This window comes from Sphingobacterium pedocola (assembly GCF_015209965.1).
Taxonomy (GTDB): domain Bacteria; phylum Bacteroidota; class Bacteroidia; order Sphingobacteriales; family Sphingobacteriaceae; genus Sphingobacterium; species Sphingobacterium pedocola.
In genome coordinates this window covers 484,791-502,340 of the sequence record NZ_MU158690.1, presented here as the reverse complement: position 1 = coordinate 502,340, position 17,550 = coordinate 484,791, and the positions used below count along the sequence as shown (strand labels likewise).

Below are 17,550 nucleotides of genomic sequence, written 5' to 3'. Positions count from 1 at the left end.
CAATTTATATACCATCTCTAAGCCCCCTCCCTGTCATTGCGATAAATACATCTTCTAAATTCCGTGCATCTACAACCGATTTAATCAATGCTGCCGGCGTACCTTGAGCAATGATTTTACCTCCTTCAATAATAGCGATCCTATCGCATAATTCTTGTGCTTCGATTAAGTGATGAGATGTATAAACAATGGTTGTACCTTGTCCATTAAGTGCTTTTAAAAAATCAATAATCGAATTTTTTGACTGTACGTCGACCCCTACCGTAGGCTCATCTAGAAAAAGCACTTTTGGACGGTGCAGCACACCCGCCAGTAAGTTCACCCTCCTTTTCATACCGCCCGAGAATGTTCCTACTTGTTTATTCGCAAAACGCATCAGTCCCATCTTCTCTAGTGAAACATTGACCAGCTCCTTAAGACGTTTTCCTTCCAGCCCATGCATAGCACCAAAATAACTTAGATTTTCATGTGCAGTCAAGGTAGGGTAAAGCGCATATTCCTGTGGAACTACACCAATAGATTCACGAATCGCTAAACCATTTTCCTTATAGGTCTTCTGATCGATGGAAAAATGTCCTGAAGTCGGCTTTATCAAACCGCAGAGCATGGAAATCAATGTGGTTTTACCAGCTCCATTTGGCCCTAAGAGGCCAAAAATTTCGCCTTTTTGGATATCCAAGGACAGATTATCTACAGCCAAGAAATCACTGTTCTTATATTGTTTAGAAAGATTCTCTACATGGATAATAGCCTGTAAGTCCATTAAACTGCTTTTTTAAGTTTTTTAAAAAATGCTTCTTCTAAATCAGCTAATTTCATTAAATCGGCAGATAAGGCCGCATACACATTTTCTTGGTTACTGCGTTTTTTATAAACACGGGAGGCCGAAACAGCAAAATCACGCCATAAGTCACCTATTTCAGTCATTTCTTCCGACAGCTGAAGCAAACGAGGGTTATTGATCTTTTTACTCGCTTCTTGCAGAAAAGCCGAATAAATGTAGCGAAAACCTCCCCCACCCGTACCAATCTCTTCTTGCATACGCACCATTTGGGCTAGGTAATAGTTTGCCTTTGCGATACCATGCTTCTTCGGCCATTTTAATATTGCGCGTGCAACCATTCGCATCCCCTTTACCCCAATGATGGGAACAGGAGCCAACATATCATTGCAGGTTTTTTTAATGGATTTGAGGATTGCCTGCTCCCAATCTATCGTTTCTTCCTCCGGGATGTATGTCGGATAATAGATATGCCCTTTTGGCGCTAAAACGCCCTTCGAGAACCTAACCTTTTCCAATTCCTTTTCTGTTAGGCGATTTACCTTTTCCATAGTCGGATCACTGATTAGGTACTCGTTCTCCTCTTTTCCATATACAACAATATTGTGGGCATTGAAATGGAAACGGTAATCGTCTGGAAAATAAGGCAGATGATATACGCCTACCTGTAACCCCGAAGGAATATTATTTTTTAAGTTATCATCAAGTTGCCGTTGTGCCCGCTCTTTACTGGAAAACTTTTGACGTTTTATTTTAATACCTAAGCGACGAGCCATTCGTCCGAATATCCATCCCGGCATAGGCCTGTAGCTTAATCCGGGAGCATTGCTGACCCTCAAAAACGGCAGATATACATAAAACAATCCTGATCCTAAACCAAAAACCATCGGCTCGCTAATATTTAAGCCCTTGTTGCGCAATAAGTTTGACGCAACGCCATTTTCACAATGTGCCGTTTGGTGATGTGTAAAATCTAACTGCATTAATCTCCTTTGTAATTTTTTAACTCCTCCACAGTAATTTCGAATACGTCCGCGTATTTCTGCAACTGTTTATCTGATAATTTTCTGAACACTTCGGGTTTATTATGCCGCTTTACACGCCATTTCCAATACCCCGTATATTGAGCAAGTAAACCCCAATCCATTCGGTTGAGTAACATAAAGTATTGAATCGGACTGTTCCGGCCTGCTTTAACATTTGCGCCGGCCTGATTTATTTCTTGCTGCAAAACTTCCATCGTATGGTCCTGCACGATATTTTTGGCCTCCCAACCCGTACTTAATGCCGTTGTATATTCGCCATTTTCATCCAGCGCATAATACAACTCCCGCGATCCTTTTTGGATTACTCTTCCATCATCCTGTGGAACTTCAGATTTCTTCATTTATTCCTCATTTTTAAAAATAAATTGATCTCCGCCTCTGCACAACGGCTTTCTCCGACCCTACTGAACACCTGCATTGTACAGATACTGTAGTCAGTCCCATCAAACTGCGATGACAATGTCGCTTCCGTAATCAATAGATCTCCTAGCTGCGGAAGTGCTAAAATACGCAAACTTTTTATGCCCGAAATAAATCCAATTGCTCTCTCGTCGACCTCTGCGTTATAGTCCTTCTCATAATAGGTTTGTCCGACGATAGAAGAACATACTTGAGCCATATTTTCCACTAACCCGCTTTCATCAAGAAAACCTTCCGCCAATAAAATATTATCTCTTTGAATTAAAAAGTGACATATTACATGATCAGGCGATATTTCTACGATATGATCCACCATAAGCATGGGCTTACGATGCGGCAAAAATGCCTGTATCTCGATCATATTACCTGCCGACGACATATTAACTGGATGCTATAACCGTTTTCATTTGCGCCTTTCCGATCACCTCACCGCTTATTTTGGAGGTGATATTCACTAATGTTACACCCATAAACTCCTGAATAATCTGAACTTCTGTCTGAACGACATCGCCAACTTTTGGCAGGGAAGTCAATTCTATTCCCTGCATAGATCCGATATAGCCTGTTGGAGCCTCTTCATTTCTTTGGAAATAGTCGAAGCCGGTATGCAAAGCCACCGACTGTGCCATATGCTCCAACAACCCACATTCTTGAAGCGTTTCTATATCAACAAATAAAGTATCTCTACTTACGTGTAATCCAGACAAAAGCGAATCTTCTGCATATTCATATAGCGTATCCACCATTACGATAGGATACCGCTGTGGTATTAGTGCTAAAATCTGCTCTCCGTGAATAGGAAAATTCATATCGAGCTTAACAAACGGTTAAATAAGCATATGAATACGTAAACCGTGCACTTTCCGGAACACACAAATAGATATGCTGCCCTTTTTTCAGTTTGCCCGAATTCACGAGTTCTTCTAACATCAGATAAACAGATCCCGCCCCCACATTTCCCACAGTTTTCAAATTCAAAAACCATTTTTCCCGCGTAAACTCCAGCCCTGCTTTCACCAATCGCTCATAAAGACCATCTACAAAATAATGCGACGACACGTGCGGTAAAATATAATCTACATCATCTGGTGTGATATCGTGTTTAGCCAATGCATGTTTGGTACTTTCTACTCCTTTATCTAAAATATACTTATCCAATAATTTGGTATCCTGTTTCACCGCAAAAATAGATTGATTCAACCATTCTTCAGAAGGGTAATCACTAAATGATTTTAAGGAACCATCTGCCTGTTTTTCAGACCCCGCGTACATACAAACCTCTAGTTCATGTGCATAGGAGTACCCCTCTATCCATTCAATTTTTAGCGGCAACTTTCCTTTAGGTTTGTTTTGTAATAGGAAAGCACCAGCTCCGTCGGAAAGCATCCAACGCAAAAAATCCTTATTAAAGGAAATAATAGGCTGTTCCTCCAGTTCCTTAAGATTTTCAACCTCTTTATTGAAATGATCCGCCAACATCCAAGAAGACATCCGTTCCGAACCAGTACACACCGCATTCGAAGTGTTTCCAGATTTCACGGAAAGATAACCGAATTTCAACGCATTCATCCCTGCACAGCAATTTCCTGAAGCTGAATTTACTTCCGATTGACCATTTTTCAATTCGCCATGAACCATAACTGCATGAGAAGGCATCAAATAATCAGGCGAGGATGTACCGCAGGAAATTAATTCAATTTGATCGCCAGAAAACTCGTCATCTAATAAATTACGAATTGCATTAGCGGTAAGTTCTACATTTGTATGAGTAGGCTTCCCCTGTTTAGTAAGTGCATAATATCGGGTCTCTATACCATTATTTCGCAGTACTATTCGTCTTCCTTTTGATTCGCGGTCATTAATCTTTCCTAAGTAATCCTCCATCTCATCATTAGAAATAGGATCATTAGGCAAAAACTTACCGATTCTATTAATATATACTTCGTTCATTTAAACTCCCAGATAATGTGCTCTGTCTTTTCTAATTTTTATAAAATACAGAAGCGGATATAATATTAATTCGACAACAAATACGATCGGTGACAACACATATAATGCGAATATCACATAATATTTAAACATGTTGACCAATGTCTTCCGTCTCTTAGGATTCTTCAATATTAATTTGGACCAAAGATCAAACATACGATTTGCTTTTTGGTCCATTGAAACTAAGAAAAACTTAAATTTTATTGCGCCATTTTCTACCAAGTCATTTTGCAGCGTTTCAAAATTACCATTTTTTAAATAGGGAATAATTATTCTGCCAAATTTTACTGAATTTTTAATTTCCTCTTCGGCAACTCCAGGCATCGGAAAAATCCGAAAAGCTTTCCTTTTCACGCCCGAAAATAACCAGTCGACGATGGTAATGACCGAGATTAAATTGGGATGTCGATCTGTTAATGCGATATTTCCAACTAACCGTCCCCCATTTGACAAGATCAGCTTTTTCACCTTATCTTGCGCTTTTGCCCACATATTACGTGTTCCACTTACGGTAATGACCGGCCTTCCTTTAAGCAAGGGCGCAGCATATTTACTTTTTAAAAAAGAATTGATGGGAATGGAAGGACTCAAATACCACACTTGATAATGAAATAACACCAAGTCGTATTCTTTTTCCAGAATACTTGATGCAGGAGGGTGAATTTCTTCGGGGATTTGCTGAAATGTCTCCGGGAACGTATTAAAAAAGGCCGATCCTGTCCAAGGAAAAGGAAAGGAGTGTACCATTCTTATCTCATAAAAATCTACATTGATCTCCGGATCGGCTAACATTGGACCACAAATAGATTCTGCAATCTCCTGCAATTGTCCAGACTGACTAAAGTAGACTACTAAAACGTTCTTCATCCGTTATTACTGTTTTCTTTTCCAAAAATCAAAGAAATTAAACCATTGTAAGGGATATTTCCTTACTATTTTTTCTACACTCGCGGTATATGCCTTCAACACCGATTGTGCATCTCTCCGTTTGACACCTTCCGCCACCCGCGCATACAGATGATAGTGGAGATTAGACTCCTTCATCACATATACAAATATCACAGGTACACCCAAGCGAGACGCCAAATGAAATGGTCCCGCTGGAAAAATAGCCGTCTTACCTAATAGTTCTTCTTCCAAGACTTTTGATCCTTCGAAATAGCGATCGCCCGTAAAACAAATCAATTCATTATTCGACAAGGCATCATTTATATCAAATACATGCGACATGTCGTCCTTAATAAAGATATATTTAATCGTGGATTTATCGGCAATACTTTGCAGATATTCTTTGATAATTGACACTTCCTGATCTACTGTAATCTGGTTGATCTGAAAATCTACGTTAAGTTCAGAAAAAAAACGTTCGGATATTTCAAAATTCCCTACATGCGCACTAATTAAAATACCTCCCCTTTTCTCCTCTAAAGCTCGTTGCAAGTGCTCAATGCCGTCAAATTCGTACGTAAAACAGTTTCTCAATCCGGAAGAGATGGCTACTTTATCTATAATAGTCTGCCCGAATACGAAGTAAGTCTGATAGACTTTCCAAAAGGACCTCCACTTTGAGAAACCTTGGCGCTCATGGAGATAATAGAAAATTTCTTTAAAGTTAGCCGGGTAGAAAATGAAATAATAAAATGCTACAAAAACAAGAAGTCCGTAAGCAGTACGGACGCCCAGTTTTCTGATCAAGAAAACAAATATTTTATAGCCAAGGAGTGTTCCTTTAGACTTTCCGTCCCATTGGCTCATATACTCAATTATTTATTTCGCTGCGATCTTAGTTTCAATCACATTATAAAAATCTTGGAAGGTCGTCATTCCCGAAAAATCAGCCTCTCCCAATTTAACGCCAAAATTTGATTCGATCAAAACGACTAAATCCACATAGTCTAAACTATCCAAATCTAATGATTCCTTTAATGGGGCGCCTGGTTGAATCACCTCTTCATCCACCTCAAATTCTTCAATCAATATGTCGTTTATTTTCTGCTTGATATCTGTGTTACTCATTTACTTAAATCTCTTAACTACTATCGCTGAATTGGTACCACCGAATCCAAAAGAATTAGACAAATATATGTCAAATTCTTTTTTAATTGTTGTCGAAACTAAATTTAATTCTTTAACGTCATCATCTGGTGATTCCAAATTAATATTGGGCGCTATAAAACCATTTTGAAGCATCAATGTAGAATATACAATCTCGCTTGCCCCTGCCATCCAGCATTCATGTCCGGTCATTGATTTAGTAGAACTCACATAAGGGTTTTTACCAAAGACCTCCAAAATAGCTTTCGCTTCGTTGGCATCTCCAAGTGGTGTGGAGGTAGCGTGGGCATTGATATACTCCACTTGCCCTGCTTGTATGTTTGCCTGTTCAAGTGCGCGACGCATTGCAATAGACGGACCTTCAACATTCGGCGTGGAAATATGCCCCCCATTGGATGAAAAACCGTAACCTAATACTTCCGCAATAATCGGAGCACCACGTTTTACGGCAGATTCATAGCTTTCTAAAATAATTGCTGCCGCCCCTCCACTCGGAACTAATCCGGTTCGACCGCTATCAAAAGGCCGTGAAGCTTTTTGAGGATGCTCGATATCCGTTGCAAATACACCTAACCCGTCAAAGCTTGCCATCGCATAGGGGTTTATTTCTTGTGCACCGCCACAAATAATAATATCCTGAAGTCCCTGTTTGATAAACATGTACCCTAGTCCTATGGCATGAGAACCACTTGCACAAGCGGCACTGATACTCATATTGATGCCTTTTAAACCAAGTATGGTTGCTAAATTCATGGTTACCGTGGAGTTCATGGATTTGAAGATGGCTCCCGAACCAATCAGTTGGGTATCTTTCTTTTCGCGTGCAATGTCTGTTGCTTCAATTACAGCCTTCGATACACTATCATTCCCAAATAGAATTCCGACTTCGTTATGCTCAAAATAAGCCATATCAATACCGGAATTTTTTAAGGCCTCCATCGTAGCCATGTATGCATATTCGGACTCCTCACCCATACTTATTCGCTGACGACGACTTAATACCTTTTTCAGGTCGGGGGCTGGAACCATCCCTGTAAGCGGCGATTTATATCCAAAAGAAATCCGCTCCGGGTCTACTACAATACCGGATTTACCTTCAAAAAGCGATTTTGTTACCTCCGCTAAATTTGTTCCAATACATGAATAGATGCCCATCCCTGTAATCACGACCCGTTTATCCATAATTACTTAAGAATAAATACCTCCGTTAATATTAATAACTTCACCTGTAATATAGCTAGATTTTTTTGAAGCCAAAAAAGAAACTAATTCTGCAACCTCTTCAGCTTCTCCAAAACGGTTCGCGGGAATCATCTTCACGAGTTCCTTTTCATCCATATCGGCAGTCATGTCAGTACGTATAAATCCCGGAGCCACCGCGTTGACGGTGACATTTCGTTTAGCAACTTCTTGTGCAAGAGCCTTCGTAGCACCAATAATTCCGGCTTTCGCTGCCGAGTAGTTCGTTTGTCCAGCCGTCCCCTTCACTCCAGATACCGAGACAATATTAATGATACGTCCATAACGGTTACGCAGCATTTTTTGGATGAAGAAATTTGTAACATGGAAAAAACCATTGAGCGAAATATCGAGTACCGATTGCCAATCTGCTTTCTTCATCCACATGAATAAACCATCTCGCGCTATACCTGCATTGTTAACGATAACCTCGACAATTGCTCCCGGATTCCGATCAAGCCAAGATTGTAATACCTCTTCTACCGCTTCGGAATCCGAAACATCAAATTTCAATATCTCTCCTTTGCCACCAACTCCTTCGACTAGTGACAGACATTGCTTTGCGGCTTCCTCATTACCTTGATAATTAATCAAGATATAGTAGTTAGAATCTTCGGCCAATTTTTTACAAATTGCACGTCCGATTCCTCTTGAGCCTCCCGTTACTAATGCACAGATCATACTGATTTTACTTCATTAAATATTCCTTTACCGCTTTGATAGCTGGATAAAGGGGTTTGTCATCTGAAAAGACCGGAATAATCTGACGAATATCCTCATATATCTTTTTCGTTCTTGAAGATACTAAATTTTGATAAGATAAAATATCTACGGCTTGAGCCAAAGATATCATTTGAATCGCCAAAACTTCATACGCGTTGATAATTACTTTATGGGTGATCATAGCCGCATTAGTACCCATACTTACAATATCCTGATTGTCGTTATTATTCGGGATACTATGCACGTACATTGAATTGGATAACGTTTGGTTTTCTGCTGTTGTCGATGTAGCCGTAAATTGTGCCCCTTGCATTCCGAAATTAAAACCCAGTTTCCCCATATTCACAAATGGAGGAAGAACTTCGTTAATTTTAGCATTCATCAAGTAGTTAAGCTGACGTTCAGACAACATGGTCAGACGGGTAATGGCTAGCTTCAATTTATCCATTTCTAGGGAAATATAGTCTCCATGGAAATTACCTCCGTGATATACATTTCCATCTTCTACCGAAATAATGGGATTATCACTTACCGAATTAACCTCATCTTCCAATATTCTGCCTACGCCGTTAATGGTTTCCAAAATAGGTCCCAAAATCTGCGGCACACAACGAAGTGAATAATATTCCTGTACCTTATCTTTAAAAATCTCTTCAAGATTGTTGCCTGAATATAGATCATCTTCACGCTTACGTACCAGCTTACTGTCTGTAAGATGTTCGCGCATCATACGCGCAATATCTTGTTGACCTTCATGTTTTTTTACTTCATTGAGTGTAGTCGAATAATGATCATCATGCGCTTTTGCCAATTCGTTCATAATAGACGACATCTCCACAGACCATTTTAACAACTTCTTTGCATGAAAATAGTTGACCAATCCTGCACCGGTCATCACGGAAGTTCCATTAATTAATGAAATACCTTCACGAATGACCACCTGAATAGGTTCCAATCCCAATTCGGTAAACACTTCTGCCGTAGATCTTCTTTGACCGTTGTAAATCACCTCTCCTTCACCAATCAGTGTAAGTGCCAAATGAGCGAGTTGAACTAAATCGCCACTTGCTCCTACGCCTCCATGTGCAAAGATGACCGGTGTAATGTTTAGATTAATAAAATTCTGTAGTCGCTCAACAACACTGATATGAATACCGGATTTACCTTTCGAAATATTACTTAAACGAGTTAACATCGCGGCCTTCACCACATCCGGGGGCAACAATTCTCCAGTACCGGCCGAATGGCTGCGAATCAAATTATATTGTAACTGAATACGATCAGAATCCTGAATCCGATATTGAGCCATCGGCCCAAACCCGGTATTTATACCGTAGATTATTTTATTTTCAATGAATGATTTTAAAAAATCGTGACTTTTTGTTACGACTTGGCGCGTTTCTTCAGAAATAGTAACTTCTTGTTGACCCAGTAATATATTTGAGAACCCTTCTAGAGTTAATTCTTTATTGATGGCAATCATTAATAGTGATTATTATAACTTTTCAAACTTAAGATTATCTTCTTTGCGGTTAAGATAATATGTTACTTTTGCTCTCGCTTTGCACCGCAAAAGTAACATATTTAAATTTAATTCTTTAGGAATGAGTACAAGTGATGTTGATATTTTGATCATTGGCGCTGGTCCCTCCGGATGTGTTGCCGCAGGATACCTACAGAAGCAGGGAGCAAAAATAAAAATGGTTGAAAAGACCAAATTTCCCCGCTTGGTTGTCGGCGAAAGCCTAATCCCTCGTGTGATGGATCATTTTGAGGAAGCAGGATTGCTTGATGATCTGAATATGCAGAATTTCCAACCAAAACCCGGCGCTCGTTTTATCAAGGGGAATGTTATCAGTATTTTTGATTTCAGCAAGAAATTTGGTGAGGGCTGGGACTGGACATGGCAAATTCCACGCGCTGACTTTGACCAGGTCATGGCAGATTCACTTATAAAAAAGGGGGTAGACATCTCATTTGAGACCACAGTTACCGATATCATGTTTCAGGGAAGAGACTCCATAACTACCCTAGTCGACAAAGACGGAAATCCTTCTCAAATCAAAGCAAAATTTGTCATCGATTCCAGTGGATACGGTCGCGTATTGCCGCGATTACTGCACTTAGACAAACCTTCCGAGCTTAACCCTCATTCGGCCATTTTTTCGCATGTAAAGGACATCAACAGACCGGAAGGTATTGAAGGCACGCAGATCTCATTCGATGTATTGGACACAGAAGTCTGGTTATGGGTTATTCCGTTTTCTAATGGTAATACCAGCCTGGGAATTGTAGCCAACACAGCGTTTATCGATAAACTATCTGCTGATGGAGATACAACCGAGGCATTGCGCAAAGCGATCCAACTATCCGACTTTTACGTGCAACGTTTTGCAGATACCACATTCCTATTTGATCCTATTCATCTGAAAAATTATTCGGCTGCTGTCACCAAGATGTATGGCGACGGGTTTGCGCTAACCGGCAATAGCTCAGAATTTTTGGATCCGGTATTCTCTTCGGGAGTTTGTTTCGCTACGGAGTCAGGAATTTTATCGGCCAAATTAGCTTGGAAACAAATCAACGGGGAGAACGTCAATTGGGAGAAAGACTTTGCCGCATATATGCAAAGAGGTATAGATGTTTTCACGACTTATGTAAAGGAATGGTATACCGGAAACCTACAAACCTTATTTTTTCACCGACCTGAAAATAAAGAGGTTAAAGAGAAAATATGTGCTGTGCTTGCTGGCTATGTCTGGAACGAAGAAAATCCGTTCGTTAAAAAACATGATAGGGTAATTCGAAGTATGGCTTACCTTTTGAAAAACAATCCCGCTGCATTCAAAGAGGTAATCGGTGAATAAGTAATACATGACAACAAGCAGATAATAAATCATCTGCTTGTTGTCAGTTTGACGCTATTTACAGTATCGCTCGTAAATTCGCTGCGCTTTGTTTGACATCATCTTTGTTATTCTCCCAATTATACTCATATTCTGCCGAAAGCATTCCCGAAAACTTTTGACGTTTTAATTCATTAACAATGTCCCGGAGAGGCAATTTTCCTGTCCCCCAATGCACATCATGGGCCTTTTTGTCCCCAAAAGTATTCAAATCCTTAAAATGTATATGAAAAACACGACCGTCCAGCTGCTTCAAACATGCTACCGGGTCTAACCCCGAACGCATCCAATGACCAACGTCGGCTGCCGCTCCCATACGATTGCTTCTACCTTTCAATGCAGCAAGTACAACATCCGGCGTCCAATATTTTGAGGGTTGGGGATGATTATGAAGTGCTACTTTAATATCGTATTTATCACACAACCTGGAAATAACGTCCAAATGTCCCTCTGAAGGTTCGACATTTAGCACTTTTACGCCCATGTCTTTAGCAAATTGAAAAACTTTTTCCCATTCTTCTTCGTTTTTAGCTCCAACTACCCCGAATGCGTGTAAGGTAATATTCTTTTTCTTTAAAAGATCTTTTACCAGTTTTCTTCCTGATTCCGAAAGACCGTATCCCATTTGTTCGGTACTTCCCGCGCCAATTATTTGCCCTGGAAAAGCTTCTACATAACGTAAGTCGCAGCTATCAATTTTATCCAAAGCCTCAGCAAACGTAAATAGCCTGAATGTGTAGGCCTGCGAACCTAATTTCCATCCTAGTTTTTTCTCTGGATTTGCATGAGAAAGATTTTTAGTGGAAGAGCACGATGTCGAGATGGCAAGACACCATACGATCAATAGGTTCAGAAAGGTTGATTTTATCATGATTGGGGTTTAAGTATTTTAAAGCACCTAAAGTAAAAAAAAACGTTAAGAAATAGGAATTTCTTAGCGTTTTTTTTATCAGGTGATAAATCATTCAGAAAAATGAGGCAAGGCTTTTTTGATGCGCTCAGTGACTTCCTTCTCTTCTAATAGTTCTGCTATTTTAAAAACATCCGGACCAAATTTCCCACCCACGAGCATAATGCGAAAAGGCATCATTAACTCACCAACTTTCATTCCAGATGACGCGACTTTTTCCTTAAAAAATAAATCTAACGCCGATGCTTCCCAAACAGGCAGCTCAATTAACTCGACCACTAATTCTTCAAAAAAAGAGGTTTTTTGCGCATTCCATTTCGGCTTAATCGCCTCCACATCATAGGAATTAGGCCGCTGAAAGAAAAATGATGTCTGCGTCCAAAAGTCCGAAATATATGTCATACGCTCTTTAACAGCAGACAGCACCCCGTCTAAAAAGATCGGATCTACTTTTTCTATCCCATGTTCAACCAATATATTCCGCATTTGCACAATTAGCGCAATATTATCGGTTTGTTTAATCCATTCGTGGTTGAACCATTTTGCTTTTTCGAAATCAAATTTGGCACCGCTCTTACTGATACGTTCTACTGAAAATTTTTCAATCAATTCGTCTTTGGTAAAGATTTCCTGCTCTGTTCCATCGTTCCAGCCCAATAGCGCAAGCATATTAAGAAAAGCTTCAGGCAAGAAACCAAGCTCTCGAAATCCCTGAGTCGTCCCTCCCGATTTAGCATCTGCCCAATTCATTGCATATACCGGAAAACCTAATCGATCACCATCGCGTTTGCTCAACTTACCATTCCCGTCAGGTTTTAAGATCAAGGGTAAATGCGCCCACTGTGGCATTTCCCGTTGCCATCCCAGATATTCCCACAACAGAATGTGTACAGGAGCAGATGGTAACCATTCCTCGCCTCGAAAGATATGGGATATCTCCATGGCCTTATCGTCAACTACTACAGCCAAGTGATACGTGGGCATCCCATCTGCTTTTAACAGCACTTTGTCGTCAACTAGTTTTGTTTCAAAAGAGACGCGTCCACGAATCATATCTTCAAAAGATAGCACTTCATTTTCAGGCATTTTAATACGTATCGTATACGGAACTCCCTCTTCAAGCAACTTCTTAACTTCTTCGTCTGAAAGGCTTAATGAATTTCGTAGTTCCGCTCTATTTTCGTGACTATATCTGAAATTCGGATGAGTCTTCCGTTGTTCTTCCAATTCTTCTGCTGTGTCAAATGCATAGTACGCATACCCATCTCTTATCAATTGTTCCGCATATTGACGGTAAGAAGGTTTCCTTTCGCTTTGTCTGTAAGGCCCAAAGGATCCGGGTTTATTTGGGCTTTCATCTGGTTCGATACCACACCAAGCAAGGCATTCTGTAATATATTCTTCTGCACCAGGCACAAAACGTGTCTGATCGGTATCTTCAATACGTAAAATAAATTCACCTTTGTGATGACGAGCAAATAGATAATTGAACAAAGCTGTTCGTACTCCTCCTAAATGCAATCCCCCCGTAGGGCTAGGTGCAAAACGCACCCTAACTTTCTTTTGTGAACTCATACAGCAAAATTACATATTTCTAGGGGATTTACTTTAATAATCGCTATAATAGAATCGTTTCTATGGGATAAAATTTTTATTTTGCGATACGATATACATCATGAATCCATATACGTACAATAAACAACTTTGGAAATTCTTACTTTTATTATCCGCTGTGATAATAGGGGTTGCGTCTCTTGTCTACACAAACTACCTCGTGAAAAGCTTATCCAAATCAGAGCGCACAAAAGCCGAGGTATGGGCTATGAGCACAAGGAGCATCGTGACTATGCCGGATGTAGATGATCAATTTATCAGTTTCATCTATGCCGTAAGAGATAGTCTCACCTTACCTGCCATCATTACAGATCAAAAAGGAAATATTATTTTTTGGCGGGATCTGGATTCAACCAAAACGAATATTCGAACGGAAGACACCATCCAAGCACAACTAGCATACGACCCATCTTATTTTGAAAAACAGCTAAATGGAATGAAAAGAATGCATTCTCCTATCGTCATTGATCTGGATACGGGAGAGAAGTGGTACGTCTATTATCACGATTCGGATGCGCTGCGACAACTCCGTGTGTATCCTTATGTACAGATATCGCTTATCGCCATATTTCTTATTATCGCCTATACCGTCTTCAACTCTATTAAAAGATCCGAACAAAATCTCGTCTGGGTAGGTATGGCGAAAGAAGCTGCTCATCAATTAGGCACCCCTATTTCTTCCTTGATGGGGTGGTTAGAACTAATCCGTATAAAATATGAAGCCGAGGATGATAGTGTCCTCAATGAAATGGAACGTGATGTCCAGCGACTGGAAGTAGTAGCCGATCGATTTTCTAAAATTGGCTCCACCCCATCTCTCACCAATCATAACGTATACCGTGTCGTCAACGACTACATCAACTACTTTCGTATCCGCACAAGCGACAAGATTACATTTGTTATTGAAGGTGATAAACATGTAGAAGCCATGCTAAATATCCAATTATTTGATTGGATCATCGAGAATTTACTTAAAAATGCCGTCAACGCAATCGAAATCGAAGGGAAAATTACCGTAACCATTTCAGAAAATATTGCAAAAGAGGAAATTTTTATAGACATTAGCGATAATGGCAAGGGAATTGCTCGTACAAATTTTGAAAACATCTTTCAACCAGGATTTACCACACGCAAACGAGGATGGGGTCTTGGCTTAAGTCTTACCAAACGGATGGTAAGCTACCACAAAGGACACATCTTTGTGAAGGAATCCGAAATCGGTAGAGGTACTACATTTAGAATAATATTAAAAAGCAACTTACGCTATGAACCAACTCAAGTCTGACGAATATCCAGCTATATATAGTGATTATATCGAAACCATAGTTGGCGATATAAAGGAAGAACTTGTCCTTCAGATTGAATCTTTTCCTGAATTTATTCGCAGTATACCCGAAGCAATGGGAAAATATACCTATGCAGAAGACAAATGGACGGTGAAAGAAGTATTATGTCATATATTGGACACCGAGCGCGTAATGGCTTATAGAGCATTGCGGTTTGCACGAAATGACATGACTGCTTTGGCAGCTTTCGAACAAGATGAATTTGTAGCAAACGGTCGTCATAACGAGCGTTCGTTTGATAGTATTATTGAGGAATTTATCCATTTGAGAAAAGCAAATTTGACTTTCTTTAACACGTTGAACGAAACGGAACTTAACCGTAAAGGGATGGCATCAGACCGCTTAATTAGCGTACGCGCATTTATCTACGTCATCGCAGGCCACTTGAATCATCATCGTATTATTCTTCAAGAACGCTATTTAAAAAAATCAAATGATCTGGCTTAAAAATTATTCTCTGAAGGAAGTTAACCGTATTTTTGATAAATACATGACCCAGCTGCTTGAAATTAAAGCAACGGCTATTTTAGATAATGCCATTATCGCCACCATGCCGATTACAGATAAGGTAAAACAACCTTTCGGGATCCTTCATGGCGGAGCTTCAGTAGTCTTAGCCGAATCGATTGGAAGTGTAGCATCCAGTCTTATCATCGACACCACAAAACATGTAGCCGTAGGGTTGGAGGTAAATGCCAACCATGTAAAATCAGGAATAGCGGGGTTAGTAACAGCAACTTGTACGGCAGTTCATATTGGAAAATCTACACACGTGTGGGATATTAAAATACATAATGATCAAAACGCATTGTTATGTATATCCAGACTTACGGTAGCGATTGTAGAAAAAAAATAATAATTTTTAAAAACATTTTTAAGTCAACATTGTACTACTAATATAGATACCATACATTGGTTTTATGATACGGTTTAGGTTTAGAGAGACTTCGCCCATCGAAGTCTCTCTATTTTTTACAAATGCATGCAAACGATTGTTTACTTTATTCTATTTCTATTCTCAATTTATTTTACTAGTCTTGTGGTAGGAAACATACTATGACCGGGTGAGCTTAATTACCTTATGACCTACTTATGTGTCCTCGAAAAAAATACTTACATAAATCAAAACGATGAGTTCGATCAACACTGGAAAAACCGCATTCCGCCCCATGGCAATTTGTTGCGCATTATTTTTTATTTTAGGATTTATTACGTGGGCCAATGGCACGTTAATTCCATTTTTAAAGATTGCTTGTAATCTAGAAACTGATCTTCAAGCTTTTTTTGTGACCTTCGCCTCCTATATAGCCTACTTTTTCTTAGCGCTTCCAAGTTCTTGGATACTCAAAAAGATCGGATTTAAAAACGGACTTGTAGTTAGTTTAATCATTTTAGGTCTAGGCTCGTTGATTTTTATCCCTGCTGCTGATCAAAGAAGTTACGGCTTGTTTTTAACAGGTATTTTTATTCAAGGATCGGGGATGGCTTTATTGCAAACGGCGGTAAACCCCTATTTAAGTATTATTGGCCCCATTGATAGCGCCGCACAGCGTATTTCAATCGCTGGCGTTTTCAACAAAACAGCCGGTATCATCGTACCGATCATATTTGGATCTCTATTCCTAAAAGATGCGGAAAAAGTAACCGAAAAACTGAATGCGACAACAGATTTGGTTGCTCAAAATATTATTCTAGATGACTTATTACAACGTGTACATACACCGTACATCGCATTAGCTATTATTTTCGTATTATTTGCTATTTTCATTAAATTCACCTACCTGCCAGAGGTGGACGTAGATGCAGAGGAAGAAATATCACAGGACGATACAGTGATTCATTCCTCTCAAAAAACAAGTGTAACACAGTTTCCACACTTATTTTTAGGTGCATTTGCTATCTTTTTTTGTGTGGCAGTAGAAGTAATGGCAGGTGATATTATTGGTGTATACGGACGAGAGTTGAACGTGCATAACTTCTTTGTAACCTATGCTACAGCCTTTACACTCGTATGTATGCTAGTGGGGTATGCTATTGGAATTATCGCCATTCCAAGATTTGTTACTCAGCAAATGGCTTTACGTATCTGTACCTTAGTAGGTATATTATTTACATTAATATCCGTATTCACTACAGGAACCACTTCCTTTATTTTCGTCGCTTTATTGGGGGTAGCTAATTCGTTGATGTGGCCTGCTATTTTCCCATTAGGAATTAAGGGATTGGGAAGGTTCACAAAAACAGGATCGGCCATAATGATTATGGGTATAGCGGGTGGGGCCATCTGGCCTTTGATATACGGTTATTTAAAAGACAACTTGGGCATCGATTTTCAACATGCATTTTTATATGCTATGGTTCCTGCATATTTATATATTTTGTATTTCGCAACAGCAGGACATAAAGTTGGACAGAAAAAAGCCTAATCAAATCGGCTATACATGATATCGACTGACCCCCATGTAAAATAATTATATGGAAGCAGTAAAAAACAATAGCCTAAGCTTTTTTTGTCATCCTG

Annotated in this window: 19 protein-coding genes; 5 read left to right on the top strand and 14 right to left on the bottom strand. The window is 39.6% G+C overall.

Annotated elements, in window-relative coordinates:
* Positions 1-4: 4 nt before the first annotated feature.
* From C4F40_RS12215 to C4F40_RS12160, 12 genes are read right to left on the bottom strand one after another with little or no spacing between them, the layout of a single operon-like run.
* A complete protein-coding gene (locus tag C4F40_RS12215; RefSeq protein WP_196939680.1) occupies positions 5-763 on the bottom strand; it encodes an ABC transporter ATP-binding protein in 759 nt (252 codons plus the stop codon).
* Positions 763-1,764, bottom strand: coding sequence for a BtrH-related acyltransferase DarH (locus tag C4F40_RS12210; protein ID WP_196939679.1), 1,002 nt, complete (start codon positions 1,762-1,764; stop codon positions 763-765). The genes C4F40_RS12215 and C4F40_RS12210 overlap by 1 nt, the downstream gene beginning before the upstream one ends.
* Positions 1,764-2,168 (bottom strand): flexirubin biosynthesis protein DarG, encoded by a 405-nt coding sequence (locus C4F40_RS12205; protein WP_196939678.1) that lies wholly within the window; start codon positions 2,166-2,168, stop codon positions 1,764-1,766. Before C4F40_RS12205 ends, C4F40_RS12210 begins: the two co-directional genes overlap by 1 nt.
* A complete protein-coding gene (locus C4F40_RS12200) occupies positions 2,165-2,608 on the bottom strand; it encodes a hotdog family protein (RefSeq protein ID WP_196939677.1) in 444 nt (147 codons plus the stop codon). The genes C4F40_RS12205 and C4F40_RS12200 overlap by 4 nt, the downstream gene beginning before the upstream one ends.
* A 19-nt stretch (positions 2,609-2,627) precedes the next feature.
* Positions 2,628-3,056: a hotdog family protein gene (locus C4F40_RS12195; RefSeq protein ID WP_196939676.1), complete on the bottom strand. Its 429-nt coding sequence runs from the start codon at positions 3,054-3,056 to the stop codon at positions 2,628-2,630.
* Positions 3,057-3,063: 7 nt separating this feature from the next.
* Positions 3,064-4,197 carry a dialkylresorcinol biosynthesis protein DarB gene (locus tag C4F40_RS12190; RefSeq protein ID WP_196939675.1) on the bottom strand — a complete coding sequence of 378 codons (1,134 nt, stop codon included), beginning with the start codon at positions 4,195-4,197 and terminating at the stop codon, positions 3,064-3,066.
* Entirely contained in the window at positions 4,198-5,103 is a 906-nt protein-coding gene (locus tag C4F40_RS12185; RefSeq protein ID WP_196939674.1) for a hypothetical protein, read from the bottom strand. It lies immediately after the preceding gene.
* A gap of 6 nt (positions 5,104-5,109) precedes the next feature.
* Complete coding sequence (locus C4F40_RS12180) at positions 5,110-5,991, bottom strand: LpxL/LpxP family acyltransferase (protein ID WP_196939673.1); 882 nt, start codon at positions 5,989-5,991, stop codon at positions 5,110-5,112.
* Positions 5,992-6,003: 12 nt separating this feature from the next.
* Positions 6,004-6,252 (bottom strand): acyl carrier protein, encoded by a 249-nt coding sequence (locus C4F40_RS12175; RefSeq protein WP_196939672.1) that lies wholly within the window; start codon positions 6,250-6,252, stop codon positions 6,004-6,006.
* Positions 6,253-7,473: a beta-ketoacyl-[acyl-carrier-protein] synthase family protein gene (locus C4F40_RS12170; protein WP_196939671.1), complete on the bottom strand. Its 1,221-nt coding sequence runs from the start codon at positions 7,471-7,473 to the stop codon at positions 6,253-6,255.
* A gap of 6 nt (positions 7,474-7,479) precedes the next feature.
* A complete protein-coding gene (fabG, locus tag C4F40_RS12165) occupies positions 7,480-8,211 on the bottom strand; it encodes a flexirubin biosynthesis SDR family reductase FlxB (RefSeq protein WP_196939670.1) in 732 nt (243 codons plus the stop codon).
* A gap of 7 nt (positions 8,212-8,218) precedes the next feature.
* The gene (locus C4F40_RS12160; protein ID WP_196939669.1) at positions 8,219-9,736 is read right to left on the bottom strand and encodes a flexirubin biosynthesis tyrosine ammonia-lyase FlxA; all 1,518 of its coding nucleotides are present in this window, start codon (positions 9,734-9,736) and stop codon (positions 8,219-8,221) included.
* Positions 9,737-9,857: 121 nt separating this feature from the next.
* On the opposite strand from C4F40_RS12160, the gene C4F40_RS12155 reads away from it, so the two are divergent.
* A complete protein-coding gene (locus C4F40_RS12155; RefSeq protein WP_196939668.1) occupies positions 9,858-11,120 on the top strand; it encodes an NAD(P)/FAD-dependent oxidoreductase in 1,263 nt (420 codons plus the stop codon).
* Between the two features lie 58 nt (positions 11,121-11,178).
* Here C4F40_RS12155 and C4F40_RS12150 read toward each other — a convergent pair whose 3' ends face one another.
* Positions 11,179-12,030, bottom strand: a complete 852-nt coding sequence (locus C4F40_RS12150) for a sugar phosphate isomerase/epimerase family protein (protein ID WP_196939667.1) — start codon at positions 12,028-12,030, stop codon at positions 11,179-11,181.
* 90 nt (positions 12,031-12,120) lie between these two features.
* Positions 12,121-13,644: a glutamate--tRNA ligase gene (gltX, locus tag C4F40_RS12145; RefSeq protein ID WP_196939666.1), complete on the bottom strand. Its 1,524-nt coding sequence runs from the start codon at positions 13,642-13,644 to the stop codon at positions 12,121-12,123.
* A gap of 100 nt (positions 13,645-13,744) precedes the next feature.
* Here gltX and C4F40_RS12140 point away from each other — a divergent pair, with 100 nt between their 5' ends.
* From C4F40_RS12140 to C4F40_RS12125, 4 genes are all read left to right on the top strand, one after another.
* Entirely contained in the window at positions 13,745-14,968 is a 1,224-nt protein-coding gene (locus tag C4F40_RS12140) for a sensor histidine kinase (RefSeq protein WP_196939665.1), read from the top strand.
* On the top strand, positions 14,949-15,476 hold the full coding sequence (locus C4F40_RS12135; RefSeq protein WP_196939664.1) for a DinB family protein: 528 nt from the start codon (positions 14,949-14,951) through the stop codon (positions 15,474-15,476). The genes C4F40_RS12140 and C4F40_RS12135 overlap by 20 nt, the downstream gene beginning before the upstream one ends.
* A complete protein-coding gene (locus C4F40_RS12130) occupies positions 15,463-15,885 on the top strand; it encodes a hotdog fold thioesterase (RefSeq protein ID WP_262894821.1) in 423 nt (140 codons plus the stop codon). The genes C4F40_RS12135 and C4F40_RS12130 overlap by 14 nt, the downstream gene beginning before the upstream one ends.
* Before the next feature lie 274 nt (positions 15,886-16,159).
* Positions 16,160-17,455 (top strand): sugar MFS transporter, encoded by a 1,296-nt coding sequence (locus C4F40_RS12125; RefSeq protein WP_231390046.1) that lies wholly within the window; start codon positions 16,160-16,162, stop codon positions 17,453-17,455.
* Positions 17,456-17,550: the final 95 nt, after the last annotated feature.